The organism is Neolewinella persica DSM 23188 (assembly GCF_000373105.1).
Lineage (GTDB): Bacteria > Bacteroidota > Bacteroidia > Chitinophagales > Saprospiraceae > Neolewinella > Neolewinella persica.
This window is the reverse complement of the sequence record NZ_KB890420.1, coordinates 109,712-123,728: the sequence shown is the minus strand read 5'-3', so window position 1 is coordinate 123,728 and position 14,017 is coordinate 109,712. Positions and strand designations below refer to the sequence as shown.

The window sequence follows — 14,017 nt, the reverse complement described above, 5'->3', positions numbered from 1 at the left end:
CCTGCAACGTGAGCGAAGCGAACTCCTGCAACGTGAGCGAAGCGAGCTCCTGCAACGTGAGCGAAGCGAACTCCTGCAACCTGAGCAAAGCGAACCCTACTCCCCTTGCACCTGCGGCCCCGCCAAAAAACCTGACGCTTATTCAACATGTCATCGGCTTCCCTACCCTATCTTCGCGCTCCTAAACCGAAAACTAATGGCTACCCCCACTGCTAAAGATGGTCGCGCTCAATTACCGCCCATCACAAACATTCAAATGGTCGACCTAAAGGCCCAGTATACCGCCATGCAAGAGGAGGTAGACCAGGCGGTGCTGGACGTCATAAGGAGTTGTGCCTTCATCAACGGCCCGGCGGTTAAGCAATTTCAAGCTGGTTTGGAAGATTACCTTGACGCGAAGCACGTAATCCCTTGCGCCAACGGAACCGACGCGCTGCAAATCGCGCTTATGGCCCTCGGTCTGGAACCCGGCGACGAGGTTATCGTACCCGCATTCACCTATGTTGCCTCCGCCGAGGTAATTGCCCTGCTGCGCCTTAGTCCGGTGATGGTTGACGTTGACCCGCGCACCTTCAACGTTCGCGCTGAAGACATTGCCGCCGCCATCACGCCTAAGACCAAAGCCATCATCCCCGTACACCTTTTCGGGCAGAGTTGTGACATGGAGCCCATCATTGCCCTGGCCAACGAGCACAGCCTCCACATTGTGGAGGACAACGCGCAGGCCATTGGTGCAAAGTACACCTTCTCCGATGGCCGCGTTGCCGCCACAGGAACCATTGGTGATATCGGGACCACCAGCTTCTACCCCAGCAAAAACCTGGGTGCCTACGGTGACGGCGGTGCCATCAACACAGATTCTGCAGCACTTGCCGAAGAAATCCGTAAGGTGGCCAACCACGGCCAGTCGCGTCGTTACTACCACGACGTAGTGGGCTGTAACAGTCGCCTGGACTCAATCCAGGCAGCAGTGCTTAACTGTAAACTCTCTCGCCTCGATGGGTATTCCAACCGCCGCAGGGAAGCCGCAGATTACTACGATGCAAACCTGCAAGGCCTCGATGGCCTGCTGACGCCCGCCCGCCAGCACAACAGCACCCACGTCTTCCATCAGTACACCCTGCGAATTGACGGAGGACGACGTGAAGCCCTGCAAGCTCACCTTCAGGAAGCCGGTATCCCTTCCATGATCTATTACCCCGTCGCCCTCTACGACCAGGAAGCCTTCAGCGGTTCTGCCGCCAACGACATCTCCTTCCTGCCCGTTACCGATATGCTCTGCAAAGAAGTCATTTCCCTCCCGATGCACAGTGAGTTTGAAGAAGGCACCCTCGCTTATATTGTTGAGCAGGTACGGTCGTTCTTTGGAGCCTAACCACTAAGGCATTAAGGCCACTAAGAAGCTACACTAAGCAAACTACTACGTAGCAAAGGTCCCGCCCGTCTGACGGGTGAGGACCTCATTAACCGTCAGACAAACTTTTGCCCGGCTTCGCCAGGCCAAAAGAATTTGTCGGACGGTAGGACCTAAAACTTCCGGTAAGGCGCATCCAGTAAAGCGTTCGCTTCCGCTTCGGCAAACTGTGCCTTTTCGCTGTCCCAGTGCAATTTCTTACCCGGGAAGCGGCCAGCGATAACACCTAACAGAATAGTCTCCGTTAAACGGCTCGCGTAGGAAAAAGGCGCGGAAGCTTCATCCGTTCCCAGGCAGGCATCGACAAACTGGTGGTAATGCTTGGGGCTTTCAGCGGCGTAGTCACGAACGGGCTCGCCCATTTCTACGGCTCCGGGCACACTCGCCAAATCGAGCGCTACGTATTCTCCGTTGACTATATGCCGGGGTAATTGCTGGAAGTGCGGTAGTAATAAGCGTCCTTTTTCACCTACGAACATGGCGCCCTGGTCGGGCAGGGCATCGCCATTTGGCAGCTTCAGATCTTCGTGCATCACGGGAGCACCTTCGCCGTCGGACCATATCCACTGGAAATTTTCCGTGGTGTACGCCGTCCCCGGGAATTCGTAGGTAACCACATTTTTCTCGGGGAAGCCAAAACCATTTGGTGGACGGCATTCGGTAGTGATTGTTTTCGGCACGTCCAGCTCCAGGGCATTATAAGGCGTGTCAAAAATATGGACGCCCATGTCACCCAGCGTGCCACAACCATAATCGACCAGCTTTCGCCAGTTTCCGGGGTGATAGATCCCTTCCTTATAGGGCCGTTCGGCGGAAGTGCCGAGCCAAAGGTTCCAGTCGAGGTAATCGGGCACAGGGTCTTCGCCTTGCGGTACGGGACCATCGTACCCCCAGTTCTTGGGAGACCAGGCGCTTACGCTGCTGACCTTGCCGATAATGCCGGAACGGATCAACATTGTCGCCAGCTTATAGTCGTAAAATGAATGCACCTGAATGCCCATTTGGGTAACCAGGTCTTTGTCTTCCGCTATTTCGCGCATTGCCCGTGCTTCAGTAACGTGGTGGGTCAGTGGCTTCTGACAGTAGACGTTCTTACCCATTTCCATGGCCATCATAGATGCCGGAGCGTGGGCATGATCCGGAGTAGCAACGACTACGGCGTCAACCCCTTCTCCGATCTCCTTCAGCATCACCCGATAGTCTTTATAGACCTTTGCATCGGGGAAAAGCTTATGTGCTCTTTCGAGGTTATTGGCATCAACGTCGCACAGGGCAATCACGTCAACCTTGTCGTGGGAAGCGACAGCCTTAAGGTCTTCAAGCCCCTGAACACCGACACCAATATGCGCCGTACGTAAGCGGGTCAGTGGAGGGGTGACGGCAGCAGTTCCGGCAGCCTCGCTGGCGGTTTCGCCACCACATCCTGGCAAAAGCACGAGGGATGACAAGGCGGCGGAGGTCTTAATGAATGTTCTTCTTTTCATAGTCGGATGGTCGGTTAACGGGCTGAATATAGGGAGATATTCGGTTTATGGTTTATTGCCGAACCACTCTCCGCCATAAAACCGTACCCGACCGGGTAACGATGCGCAGGTGCAATAGTCCCTTAGGGAAGCCTTCAAGATTGATGTCAACCAGGGAACCACTCAAACGAAAACGATCAAGGCTTTTTCCCGATCCATCATAAATAGTAACCCAACTGAGGCCGGTAGTTGCAGACAAGCGGACGTCGGTAGTGGCAGGGTTGGGAAAAACCTTCACCTCATTATTCAAATCTACTCCGGCAACACTGGTAGCGCAGTCCAGGTCATTAATCCTCACCCAAATGGAATCGTTATAATTAGAGGAAACCAGGCTTCCGTCGCCCGGCGTATCTCCCATCCGAACCACCACCAAACCCTGGCTGGGCACAACATTGATTATTTGACCATTCTTCCCGATGGCTGCATAGGTTTCCGCCGGCGCATCAGGCATGATCGGCCCGGGAAAACTAAATTGCAGTCCAGGCAGCTGGTAAGAAGCCTTCCCATTTAGCCACCAGAGGTAGCCATAGGACTTATTTAAGTCCTGGGAAGAATTGGTCATAGCATTAACATAGTTTGCATCGCGCAATACCGGTGTTCCATCCCAGGTCCCGCCGTTGAGCATAAGAAGGCCAAACCGGGCCATGGACCGCGCATTGCTAATGAATATCCGATTATCTCCGAAGTAGCGGTACTGGCCGGTCATTCCCGTTGGCCGTTTTATCCGTTCGGTAACAAAGTCGTTCAGGTCCTGTCCCACTGCAGCTTCAATCACCTCACCAAGCAAGGTGTAGGGGCCATTATGGTAGTCCCAGCGGGTTGCCGGGTCGGCAAGGCATCCAAGGCATTCCGGAGCGGTACAGAAAGGATCCCCGGTTGCATCAGAAAGGCCGGATGTCATCGTTAATTGGTGGATAATCCGGATGCTGTCCTCTGTTTCGGGGCAGTCAGTCCAGTCGGCCCCAAGGTAATCAGTGGTTCGGTCATTGATGTTTAGGGAATCTAGGTCCGCTGCCACACCGACAGCAAAAGCCATCAGAGATTTTCCGGCAGAATTCCAGACGTGAGGAGATATGGCCGTAAAATCACCGAAGTATTTTTCGATGACAATTTTACCGTCTTTGAGTAAGAGAAAGGCGTCGGTATTGGTTTCAGCAAGGTAATCGTACAACGCCTGCTCGTTAGCTGAGCAAAAGCCAGCTTCTTGCAGGCTCATCGTCTCCCAATTGCTGTTGGTTACGGGAGGGAAATAAATGTTCTGAGAAAAAAGTTGGTACCCGGCCAGTAGTAAAAAACTAAAAAAGAGCGATTTCATGGGTTTTCCTTTTTAGACGCCCGACGTGACCGGGAGTTTAATCAGGCGCGGACGCAGGTACAAAAAACCGGTAATTAAGCAAGGTAAGCCTACCCTTTAGCTTTAGCAACAGTTGCTTTTTCGGGTCGAAATCCTACCAACAAATTCAACCAGAAAGCCCGTGCAAAACGGAACCACCAAACGAAAAAAGTAGCTACAAAAAGTAAGAGCCATATGAAGGAAGTCATAAGACTTAGATCGAATACCCAGTGTAGCAGCATCACGAAACCTAGGAAAAAGAAGGCCGTAAAAATATAGGAGATAAACATCGCCCCATAGTAAAATCCGGGTTCCGGATAATAATTGGCATCGCATTTAGGGCAACGTTCGTGCATCTCAAACGGCTCCTTAAAACTGAATGACCCAGTCGGAAACATATCTCCCTCATGACACTCCGCACATTTATGGTTAAACATTGCCTTCGCATCTTTTTGCCACTGCATGAATATAGAATTTAAAGTTCTTCTGAAGCTGCAAAGGTCATTTCCTCAGGGCTTAATTCATGTGACCCACATCACACTTCCACGTTATTTTGCTGCTGTTTTGCTGGGGACTGACGAAGTCGGCGCCAGTCCTGTTTTTAGCTTGTGTGAGGCAGATCACAGAATAGCGTCGCCCGCTCCTTTACATTTGATCAGAAACAAAAAACAGATCATGCCCACTCATCATCAGGTGCTTATCATTGGCGGCGGTACCGCCGGTATTATGGTAGCAAGCCAACTTATCAAGCAGAAAAAGCGAACCAGTGTCGCCATCATCGAGCCCGCCGACACCCACTACTACCAAGCCGCCTGGACGCTGGTCGGTGCAGGAACCTATGACTACAAAGACACGGCCCGTCCCATGGCCTCCGTCATCCCCAAAGAAGCCACCTGGATCAAAGACAAAGCCACTGGCTTCGACCCCGAAAACAATACGGTCCGGACTGCCTCCAGCGGAGACATCACCTACGATTATCTGGTGGTTGCCCCAGGCCTCGTTTATGATATGAGCCTGGTACCCGGACTCGGCGAAGCCTTAGACAAAGGCGTGGTTTGCAGCAACTATACCGATCCCGACCATACCTGGAAAGTCATTCAGGAATTTAAGGGAGGTACCGCACTGTTCACCCAACCTACTACCCCGATCAAGTGCGGCGGTGCACCACAGAAGATTATGTACCTCGCCGAAGACCACTGGGCGAAGAACAAGGCCGTTCGCGATAAGACCGAGGTTGTTTTTGCAACTGCGGGCACCATCATTTTCGGTGTACCGCAAATAGCTAAAACCTTAATGGAAGTCGTTGATCGCAAAGACATCAATCTTCGGTTTGGTTACCAGCTTAAGAAAGTGGACGGGCCAAACCGTATCGCCTGGTACGCTTTCGCCGACCATATGAAAGAGCACAACCATAAGGGTGTCAAAACAGAAACCGACGGTGACCTTACGGGCATTCACTTCGATATGCTGCATACTGCACCGCCTTCAACGGCCCCCAAATTCATTCAGGACTCCTCCTTAGTTAACGGAACCGGTTGGTTGGACGTGGACCAATACACCATGCAGCATAAGAAGTACGATAACATCTTCGGCCTTGGCGACGTAGCCGGACTGCCCACCGCTAAAACGGGCGCCGCTATTCGTAAGCAGGTCCCCATTGTAGTCGATAATATAGACCTGCTGATTGGAAGCGATAAGATGGGCAAAATGGCCTACAACGGTTATTCCTCCTGCCCGCTGGTAACCGGCTACGGAAAAATGGTATTGGCCGAGTTTGACTACGACAATAAATTTACGCCGGATCCAAAGCTAAAGCAGATGCTCATCAGCGACAGCTCTAAAGAGCACTGGCGGTTATGGATGCTGAAGAAGTATATCCTCCCCTACCTGTACTGGAATAAGATGATGCGGGGAAAGGACGTGTAACCCACGCCTTCAAGACAGAGGAACCATTTCGCTGCATCGTTATTACTCCGAAGCGGTGGATCGTCAAGTCATCTCAAAACAAGTCTGGAAATAAACAAGGTCACCATTTAAGTCTGCTTAGACCCGAATGGTGATCTTGTTCCGTTCCAGCCTGATATTTCCCTCCTGTTCCAATTCTTTCAAAATCCGTGAAACACTCACTCGGCTCGCACCCATGTCGGTTGCTAATTCAATATGCGTAATGCTCAGGTTATTCTGACCACGCAGCTGCGCCGAATCCTCCAGATAACGCATGATGCGGGTCTTCAGCGGCTCAAAGGCCAGCCAATCTAAAGCGTCCATAATGTCATCGAATTTCTCCCTGAAACTCTTCAGGATAAACTCGTTCCAACCCGAAAAATGCTTGGTGTAATAGTAAACCCGCTCCACCGGAAGCAGAATGATTTCCGTGGGAGCAACTGTGTAGGCATGTACCCGACTGGTCTGCCGCTTGAGGCAAGATGATAGCGTGATCGCACAGGTTTCCCCCGGACGTATGAAATAAAGGAAGATATTTTGGTGATTTTCCGTATGCCGAATCACCTTGACGCCCCCTTTACTCATCAGGGGAATATGGTCCAGATATTGCCCTACTTTCAGTATTACTAAACCTTCATCAAACTGGTGCAGCGTACCGTGCATCACAATATCTTCTCTTAACCGGTCGTCGCTCAACCCCGGGAAATTTGCCTTTAAGTAAGCGGTCGTAAGTTCAATCATACTTCAATGTAACATTTGCTACAAACACAAGCCGTTTTACCTCAGATCTTTGTAGTAATCTAAACGGTTTCAAATGGCTTTCATCAAATCACTCCCGCTGTGGCAAAAGCTGATCATTGCTTGTCTCGGCTGTCTTTCAATCGCCGGAGTGATTGCCATCATTATCGAATATTTCACAACTTAAACTACCTAATTATGACCATCAATATGGGATCTGCGGATCGCTTCATCCGCCCAATTATCGCCATCGTATTCATCGCGCTATACTTCACCGGTACCGTCACCGGTACGCTTGGCATCATTCTTCTAGTCCTGGCTGGTATTTTTCTACTCACCAGCGTCGTGGGAATGTGCCCGCTTTATAGTTTGTTGGGCATCAATACCTGCAAGGTAAAGTCTTAGGGCGCGGCCGCAGGATGCAGTCAAAGTCTTCAAGAGCAGTATCGGGGTGAAACTCCGGTACTGCTCTTCTATTCTAGGCCTTATGCGATGAACTGGTTGAGGTTTCCAATTAGTTATCTTCTTCAAACTACTCCAAAAAAAAGTGCGCCACTTCGGAAATTACCTAAGTGACGCACAAACAGTATTGAGGGAGAATTTAGTCTATAATTCGGTCGTCTGTTCTACGTAGTCGGTGACCTTCATTGACGTTTCCTTCAGGGCATCAAAGCCTCCCTGGATGTCCACCAGATGCTGAAAGCCCCTGGCACGAAGAATTGATGCAGTGATCATCGAGCGGTAACCGCTCGCGCAATGCAGGAAGTATTGCTCGGCGGGGTTCAGCTCAGACATCGTTTTATTGATGGTATCCAGAGGGAAATTTCTGGCACCAATAACGTGCTCGGAACTGTATTCGCTGCTCTTGCGGACGTCGAGTAAACTGGTACTTTCCGTTACTCGTTCGGCAAACTGCTCTGCTGATACTTGTTGAATTATATCGATGTCCTCCCCGGCCTCTTTCCAGGCGTCAAAACCACCCTGTAGGTAGCCGATGGCATTGTCGTAGCCCACGCGCGCCAGCCGGGTAACCACTTCTTCCTCGTCACCCTCATCGGCAAGGAATAGAATAGGCTGTTGCAAGTCCGGCACCAGTAGCCCTACCCACGGAGCAAAGGTTCCGTCCAATCCAATGAAGATAGAGCCGGGGAGAAAGCCTTTCGCAAAATCTTCTTTACTCCTGGCGTCAATCACGAGTGCTTCTTCTTCAGCCCACGCAGCCTTAAAAGCTCGAACGGTAAGTGCCTGAGTACCCTGGATACGGACTTTGTCAAAGCTTTCGTAGCCCATCTTATTCATCATCGCATTCTTAGGGAAGTATTGCGGCGGAGCAACGAGCCCGGTGAGTACTTCTTTGACGAATTCTTCTCGGGTCATGTCTGCCCGCAGCGCGTAATTGGATTGCTTCTGCTCCCCCAACGTGCCCTCAGTATCATTACTCATTTTCTTACCGCAGGCAGAACCTGCACCATGGCCAGGATAAACGATTACGTCATCAGCCAACGGCATAATCTTATTCCGCAAGCTGTCAAACAAAAATCCGGCCAGGTCTTCTTCCGTGATCTCGCCTTGCTTTATGGCAAGGTCTGGCCGACCTACATCCCCGAGGAAAAGTGTATCACCAGTAAAAAGAGCATAGTCCTTACCCTGCTCGTCTCGCAAAAGGTAGGTGGAGCTTTCCATGGTATGGCCTGGCGTATGCAATACCTGAATGGTGACGTCTCCCACCTGGAGAATCTCCATATCTTTAGCAATGTATGCCTCGAAATTCGGGTTAGCCGTGGGGCCATAAACGATTTGAGCACCAGTCTTACGCGCCAGGTCGAGATGGCCAGAAACGAAGTCGGCATGAAAGTGAGTTTCCAGTACGTATTTGATCTTTGCACCGTCTTGCTCTACCATCTCAAGGTAGGGAGCGGTTTCCCGCAGCGGATCGATAATAACGGCTTCTCCTTTGCTTTCAATGTAATAAGCGGCTTCAGCGAGGCAACCGGTATAAATTTGTTGGACTTTCATAGTTAAATGGTTTTGATTCTTAATATTGTCATCACTCTGATGACTGATTATAAAAACAAAATTATCGACTTTAGCCTCTGTTTACTGTGTCCTTGATCACAGAAAAAACTGATAAAAATCATCCCGATCCGGGGCTCAAGCAACGACTCAGACGTAAACCCGTCTGGAGTTGTCCTTATTCGCGTGCCATGGTCACCACCCAGATTCCCCGGAGTTGATTCGCGGCGTAGCCGACGGCGTGGTCATCGGGGTAAAGAGCTTCCAGCGCAGAAATTGTAGCAGAATTGATATCGGTTCCCTTTTTACCATGACACTGCAAGCAAAAAGCATTCGTTGTGATCGGGTAGTAACCAGTAACTACGTCCTCGCCCTCTACCATGCGGTAAACATCCGTTTCACCCTGATCCAAATCATTACGAATTTCTGCTATCTGAACCAGCTGCAGACTGTCGGCGGCATTGTCCGGATTACGGGGACGATCACTTACCCGTTGTACCCTAAGAACATTCGAGGAGCTATCCGTAAGCGGTATCGCCCTGACGTTGCAAAACGCTACCGCGTTTTCCGGCCCGCCGGCATTTACGGCAGCCATAAGGTTTTTGCCAAGGACCGCCTTCGTTTCCATTGCTTGCTTTTTTCCCCTTTCCACATAAACCTCTTGGTTGGCAAGCGCCCCATGCTTCCCTCCCTGGTGTGCTTCCAGCCAAGCTGGAGCCTCCAGGTCCTTGTAGTAAATAAATGCAGCGATGGCCCTTAGCTCTTCTTCAGGGAGAGGCAAGGCGGGCATCAACCCGAAACGCTTTCGGGCGCCGGGCATTTTAGAATAAGCTTCAGACGGTTTTTGAACAAAACGAATCAGCTGGCTCGTAAACTCGTCGAGGGTACTCTCGTCGTTCAGGTAATGGCTTTTCACTGCCTCCATTGGCGGGGCAAGCCTGCCTCCTTCAAGGGGGGCGGTAGCGCTATGACAGGAATAACAGTTGGTACTAATCAACCCTTCTCCTTTATCTATCAGGGCCAAAGTGGCTTGATCGACAGGAAGTTCGGGAGACGAGCTATCGGATTTTCCACAGGATATAAAAACTGCTACGATAAATCCCAGTCCGGTGATCAGGGGATAAATTTTATTAATGGTCATGGTTGTTTGCTTAATGTTGACAAAGGCTATCGTTGATCGTACTACGAACTTAGGGGCAGTAATCAGACGATATCGTGATGTTTGTCACAAAGCGAAAGAATTCTTCTCATTCGGCTAAGGGCAGGCAATAGTTGTGTCTCTGTATTATCTGCTTACGCAACTTTGACGCCATAACATCTGATGTAGGATGATGCCAGATGGCTTATTCATCTCCCAAGCATGCATTTTTTTTGCTATTGTGACGAGCATCACACCTTACCACTTTTGAATGCACCTAGCTTTGCATTCAGTTACTCCTCCCAATATTCTAGCTGAGATGGATGAAAGCTTTGCCCATACAGCGTACGAATAGACAGCTGTTTAATTAGCTAAAAGAAAACAGGAGCCAACGATTTTAAAAACCTTCTAAAATATATAAATCATGTTCCAACAATTGATCCAAAGCATCTTTAGCTCGACAGGAAACAACCTTTCTAAAGAAGACCTGCTCAAGGGCACCGTTATTGATGTACGGAGCCCTGCTGAGTTCCAGCAAGGTCACGCAAAAGGCAGCATCAATATCCCATTACAACAGATTGATCGTTCACTGTTGAAAATTCGCCAGATGAACCAGCCCATCATCACGTGTTGCAGATCTGGAAACCGCAGTGGGATGGCTACACGGCAACTTAATAGCAACGGGATAGAGTCCATTAACGGAGGCACCTGGCAAAATGTGCAAGAGCAGATGGCACAGTAAGCCTGCTTTATAGTTTGGCGCTAAAGCTCCAAAATACAGGTGCAAATATATTTGGGCCCTGACAATTAGTTTTGTCAGGGCCTAAATAATACTTATCACGAAGTAGCTTGGGAAATCCGGTGGCGCTGAGCGCCAGCAAACGCTGCTGCTCTTAAGTCAACTGTATGCCAAACTTTCACGGTTTGGGTAAATACCACAGCCTTGTCCCTGGTTCTTAACGCCCACCAATTCTAATAACCGTAGAGAAAGCGTGTTTGCCCCAACAACCGGCCGCCACTACTCAGGCTTAGGACGTATGTACCTGCTACCAGGTCCTTAGCTGCATTCCAAACATACCGTTGCGGACCCGTTGGCAGGTCCGTCAGGCGAGTGGCAAATACCTGACGACCAGCTACGTCCGTAACCTCAAGCTCTATTGCCGCGAAGGGCCGGGGCAGCTCGAATTCCAGTGTAAGGGTGTTCTTCACCGGGTTGGGGAACAAGCGCATAGAGAGGTTCCCTCCGGCCGGATCTTCCATTACTGGATTAGTTGATTCCCCGCGTAAATAGACAGCAAATACGCCCGAAGTCGCCAAGCTCTGGGTACCATCATTTACGAAAAATATGTTCGCCGCTTCGCTCTGAATCCCTCCGTAGATATAGCCAATAAGCAAGCTGTCGGCCACAGGTAATTCGTCCAGGCGTATCACGCCATTACCGTAGGTCGGCAAACCCGGTGCAAGAATAAACTCGGCACCCGCACCGAGATAGGCTGGTAGCTCCTGGGGAAGCACATACTCTTCCATTTCTCCGCTGGACGTCCTGCTCACCCGGGCGATGGTCTTTACGAAAGGAACCTCATCGTCCTGGACACGCACTCCATTCTCCCGAAAAAACTGAGCAATACCCCCGAAAAAAATGGTGTGCATTTCGTTCGTTTCCTCGCTGTACAAAGGAATACCCGCGCAGTGGTAGTGATTGTAGTATTGAAGGAAATCATAGTTGACCGTGTAGCCATCCGCGTCGATGTCCACCGAATTCAGGAAGGGCAAGTCAGCGTCGTAGCGAAAAACGCCAGAAAAGGCGGTGTAACCTTCTCTCCCGTCTGGAAAGACCTGAGGGAAAAGATTATAGTCGCGCCGATGTAACTGCTCCGTGTCGGTCCAGCTCTCCAATAGCTGAACCGTAAGTTGGCCGTCCACCTCAGTTAGGGTAAAGCGACGGACCTGGTTTGTGTATTCCTGAATAAATCCCGGCCCATGACCAGGCCCCATGGGGTTATAGCGACCAAGGAACTTCTGTCCTCCAACTAAATAGTAGACGTCCCCCAATTTCCCCATCCGTCCTCCGGTAACCCGGAAGCTTTCATCGGCTATTTGTTGAAAAAAAGAAGTGATGGCCACCTCGTTCTTAATGGCCATGATCAGGCCCGGCAAGTCAATGGTGGTTAAAAAGGGGTAGGTCGTATGGTCTCCTTCCGTGGGACTATAGCCATACCCTCCGATGACGTAGAGCAACTCCCCATCCTGATAAAAAAGTGAATTGCTCGCGCTGAGGTGCTCACGCAAGTTGACCGGCAAGCTACTCAGCGGGGCTGACCAGCTTTGCTGGTCAAGGGGATCTACGACCAGTAGACTCGTATTGTTTCCGGCTTGGTCGAAAGCCGCGAAGGGCTGCCGCCGGTGTAGACCGTCAAGCCGCCCGCCGGCTACCAGCCACTCCCCTTCGTGGACGCCGTAGACGTAGGATTGCAGGCCGCCCAGACCAGCAATTGGCGTGCTTGTCAGCACCATTCGGTCCGGATGGTAAGATTGAGCGGAAAGGGAAGCCAGTCCAACTACCAGAAGGAAGCAGGAAAATAAAAGGTAATGGCGCATCGGGGATTATTTACGGAAACGATAGGGCTTGCCCTACCCCTTGGAGACAGATGGAATCGCCGTTCGCTTAGCGAACGAATAAAACGTTTTCAGGATGCCGATACGGACGGGGCTCAAGCCCCGTCCGTACGGCATAGGTCAGATTATTTATAAACCAGAGCCCAGGTAAAACGGTAGAAATACCTTAGCGGGAGCCTCCGGAACAGCAGGATTTACCTTTTGCTTTTCCTTTCTCACCGCAACTTGCTTTTTCCGATGCCGCACCGGTTTTGCCAGCGCAGCAGGACTTGCCAGTAGTCTCTTCTGTAGCACTGGTGGATGCGCAACATTGTTTTTTACCTGCAGGCATGGTTTCCCTCATCCTGTCCATCTTCCTGACCGGAAGCCCGGCGGCTTCCCAGGCGATAATGCCTCCCGTAAGGTTGAATAACTGGGTGAAATTATTTTCGCTGAGCAAGGCGGCGGCTTTAAGGCTACGCGTTCCCGACCGGCCCGCGACAACGATGGGACGGTTATGGGGTAGTTCGGCTAAGCGATCAGGAAGCTCGCTCAGTGGCACGCTAATTAAATCCGGTAAATCGTAAGCAAGTACCTCCACCTCATTAGTTTCGCGCACGTCCACAAAGAGGGCGCCTTCCGCTAACATAGTAGCGACTGCTTTTGGAGCGACTTCTTGTACGGCATTGTATTGGGCGAAGGCCTGACCCGGAAGCAGCAGGACACCGAGTAATAGAGCTAGAAAGTTGATCGTCTTCATACCTGTAATTTTTTTACAAATTTAGGGGCCGGGTTGTCACAGCAACGTGATCTTGATCACACTACTAACCGAATCGTCCTCCGCTTCCACCCTGCTTCTCAATCCCTTGCTCAGCACCAGCGGCCGCGCCCTGATAAGCCCTTAATGCGGCAACCGTGACCTCAGGATGCCGTACACATAAGTGCCGAACACCGAAGCGAGAATAACCAGCCCAATGGCCCAGATCCCCTGACCAAGCAGGGTAAACATTGGTCCGGGACAAGCACCCGTCATTGCCCATCCGAGGCCAAAAATGGTACCCCCGAAAATGTAGCGTGGAACGGTGAAATCTTTTGGGTTAAGCTGCCAGGCTCCGCCGTCAATAGTTTTCCAACCCAGCTTTTTGGACAGGAAAACGCCGATGGCTCCGGTGACGACCGCTGTACCGATAATACCGTACATATGGAAGCTTTCAAAGCGAAACATCTCCTGGATACGGAACCAGGATACTGCTTCGGATTTAGTCATGACGATGCCAAACGCAACGCCAAGTAGTAGATAAAATGCAGTGCGCATAATT

General features: G+C 50.8%; 14 protein-coding genes. 5 read left to right on the top strand and 9 right to left on the bottom strand.

Annotation, left to right across the window (positions count from 1 at the left end; translation table 11 throughout):
• Both B036_RS34080 and B036_RS0106605 read left to right on the top strand, forming a co-directional pair.
• The coding region (locus B036_RS34080; protein WP_211217372.1) for a hypothetical protein at positions 1 to 185 on the top strand (185 nt) is incomplete at its 5' end.
• Between the two features lie 11 nt (positions 186 to 196).
• Entirely contained in the window at positions 197 to 1,375 is a 1,179-nt protein-coding gene (locus B036_RS0106605) for a DegT/DnrJ/EryC1/StrS family aminotransferase (protein ID WP_020567908.1), read from the top strand.
• A 152-nt stretch (positions 1,376 to 1,527) separates the two neighbouring features.
• Here B036_RS0106605 and B036_RS0106600 read toward each other — a convergent pair whose 3' ends face one another.
• From B036_RS0106600 to B036_RS0106590, 3 genes are all read right to left on the bottom strand, one after another.
• Positions 1,528 to 2,898 carry a Gfo/Idh/MocA family oxidoreductase gene (locus B036_RS0106600; protein ID WP_026231748.1) on the bottom strand — a complete coding sequence of 457 codons (1,371 nt, stop codon included), beginning with the start codon at positions 2,896 to 2,898 and terminating at the stop codon, positions 1,528 to 1,530.
• A 52-nt stretch (positions 2,899 to 2,950) separates the two neighbouring features.
• Positions 2,951 to 4,252, bottom strand: coding sequence for a serine hydrolase (locus B036_RS0106595; RefSeq protein WP_020567906.1), 1,302 nt, complete (start codon positions 4,250 to 4,252; stop codon positions 2,951 to 2,953).
• A gap of 89 nt (positions 4,253 to 4,341) precedes the next feature.
• Positions 4,342 to 4,734: a DUF983 domain-containing protein gene (locus B036_RS0106590; protein WP_020567905.1), complete on the bottom strand. Its 393-nt coding sequence runs from the start codon at positions 4,732 to 4,734 to the stop codon at positions 4,342 to 4,344.
• 211 nt (positions 4,735 to 4,945) lie between these two features.
• On the opposite strand from B036_RS0106590, the gene B036_RS28340 reads away from it, so the two are divergent.
• Positions 4,946 to 6,196 (top strand): NAD(P)/FAD-dependent oxidoreductase, encoded by a 1,251-nt coding sequence (locus tag B036_RS28340; RefSeq protein WP_026231746.1) that lies wholly within the window; start codon positions 4,946 to 4,948, stop codon positions 6,194 to 6,196.
• A 117-nt stretch (positions 6,197 to 6,313) separates the two neighbouring features.
• Here the strand turns inward: B036_RS28340 and B036_RS0106580 are convergent, their stop codons facing one another.
• The gene (locus tag B036_RS0106580) at positions 6,314 to 6,955 is read right to left on the bottom strand and encodes a Crp/Fnr family transcriptional regulator (RefSeq protein ID WP_020567903.1); all 642 of its coding nucleotides are present in this window, start codon (positions 6,953 to 6,955) and stop codon (positions 6,314 to 6,316) included.
• 195 nt (positions 6,956 to 7,150) lie between these two features.
• Between B036_RS0106580 and B036_RS0106575 the strand changes: the two genes are divergently transcribed.
• Positions 7,151 to 7,357 (top strand): YgaP family membrane protein, encoded by a 207-nt coding sequence (locus tag B036_RS0106575; protein WP_020567901.1) that lies wholly within the window; start codon positions 7,151 to 7,153, stop codon positions 7,355 to 7,357.
• 201 nt (positions 7,358 to 7,558) lie between these two features.
• On the opposite strand, the gene B036_RS0106570 is transcribed toward B036_RS0106575, so the two are convergent.
• Together B036_RS0106570 and B036_RS0106565 are read right to left on the bottom strand one after the other, a co-directional pair.
• Positions 7,559 to 8,968, bottom strand: coding sequence for an MBL fold metallo-hydrolase (locus tag B036_RS0106570; protein WP_020567900.1), 1,410 nt, complete (start codon positions 8,966 to 8,968; stop codon positions 7,559 to 7,561).
• Between the two features lie 175 nt (positions 8,969 to 9,143).
• On the bottom strand, positions 9,144 to 10,106 hold the full coding sequence (locus B036_RS0106565) for a c-type heme family protein (protein WP_020567899.1): 963 nt from the start codon (positions 10,104 to 10,106) through the stop codon (positions 9,144 to 9,146).
• A gap of 421 nt (positions 10,107 to 10,527) precedes the next feature.
• On the opposite strand from B036_RS0106565, the gene B036_RS0106560 reads away from it, so the two are divergent.
• The gene (locus tag B036_RS0106560; RefSeq protein WP_020567898.1) at positions 10,528 to 10,845 is read left to right on the top strand and encodes a rhodanese-like domain-containing protein; all 318 of its coding nucleotides are present in this window, start codon (positions 10,528 to 10,530) and stop codon (positions 10,843 to 10,845) included.
• 230 nt (positions 10,846 to 11,075) lie between these two features.
• Here the strand turns inward: B036_RS0106560 and B036_RS0106555 are convergent, their stop codons facing one another.
• The 3 genes from B036_RS0106555 to B036_RS0106545 form a co-directional block, all read right to left on the bottom strand.
• The gene (locus B036_RS0106555; protein ID WP_020567897.1) at positions 11,076 to 12,701 is read right to left on the bottom strand and encodes a T9SS type A sorting domain-containing protein; all 1,626 of its coding nucleotides are present in this window, start codon (positions 12,699 to 12,701) and stop codon (positions 11,076 to 11,078) included.
• A gap of 184 nt (positions 12,702 to 12,885) precedes the next feature.
• The gene (locus B036_RS31740; protein WP_020567896.1) at positions 12,886 to 13,458 is read right to left on the bottom strand and encodes a rhodanese-like domain-containing protein; all 573 of its coding nucleotides are present in this window, start codon (positions 13,456 to 13,458) and stop codon (positions 12,886 to 12,888) included.
• A gap of 141 nt (positions 13,459 to 13,599) precedes the next feature.
• The gene (locus tag B036_RS0106545; RefSeq protein ID WP_026231745.1) at positions 13,600 to 14,013 is read right to left on the bottom strand and encodes a YeeE/YedE thiosulfate transporter family protein; all 414 of its coding nucleotides are present in this window, start codon (positions 14,011 to 14,013) and stop codon (positions 13,600 to 13,602) included.
• Positions 14,014 to 14,017: the final 4 nt, after the last annotated feature.

Excerpts from the sequence above, each read along its gene's own strand:
- B036_RS0106580 (WP_020567903.1), bottom strand. The coding sequence starts at position 6,955 with ATGATTGAACTTACGACCGCTTACTTAAAGGCAAATTTCCCGGGGTTG.
- B036_RS0106565 (WP_020567899.1), bottom strand. The coding sequence starts at position 10,106 with ATGACCATTAATAAAATTTATCCCCTGATCACCGGACTGGGATTTATC.
- B036_RS0106555 (WP_020567897.1), bottom strand. The coding sequence starts at position 12,701 with ATGCGCCATTACCTTTTATTTTCCTGCTTCCTTCTGGTAGTTGGACTG.
- B036_RS0106545 (WP_026231745.1), bottom strand. The coding sequence starts at position 14,013 with ATGCGCACTGCATTTTATCTACTACTTGGCGTTGCGTTTGGCATCGTC.
- B036_RS0106590 (WP_020567905.1), bottom strand. The coding sequence starts at position 4,734 with ATGCAGTGGCAAAAAGATGCGAAGGCAATGTTTAACCATAAATGTGCG.
- B036_RS0106575 (WP_020567901.1), top strand. The coding sequence starts at position 7,151 with ATGACCATCAATATGGGATCTGCGGATCGCTTCATCCGCCCAATTATC.
- B036_RS31740 (WP_020567896.1), bottom strand. The coding sequence starts at position 13,458 with ATGAAGACGATCAACTTTCTAGCTCTATTACTCGGTGTCCTGCTGCTT.
- B036_RS28340 (WP_026231746.1), top strand. The coding sequence starts at position 4,946 with ATGCCCACTCATCATCAGGTGCTTATCATTGGCGGCGGTACCGCCGGT.
- B036_RS0106600 (WP_026231748.1), bottom strand. The coding sequence starts at position 2,898 with ATGAAAAGAAGAACATTCATTAAGACCTCCGCCGCCTTGTCATCCCTC.
- B036_RS0106595 (WP_020567906.1), bottom strand. The coding sequence starts at position 4,252 with ATGAAATCGCTCTTTTTTAGTTTTTTACTACTGGCCGGGTACCAACTT.
- B036_RS0106605 (WP_020567908.1), top strand. The coding sequence starts at position 197 with ATGGCTACCCCCACTGCTAAAGATGGTCGCGCTCAATTACCGCCCATC.
- B036_RS0106560 (WP_020567898.1), top strand. The coding sequence starts at position 10,528 with ATGTTCCAACAATTGATCCAAAGCATCTTTAGCTCGACAGGAAACAAC.
- B036_RS0106570 (WP_020567900.1), bottom strand. The coding sequence starts at position 8,968 with ATGAAAGTCCAACAAATTTATACCGGTTGCCTCGCTGAAGCCGCTTAT.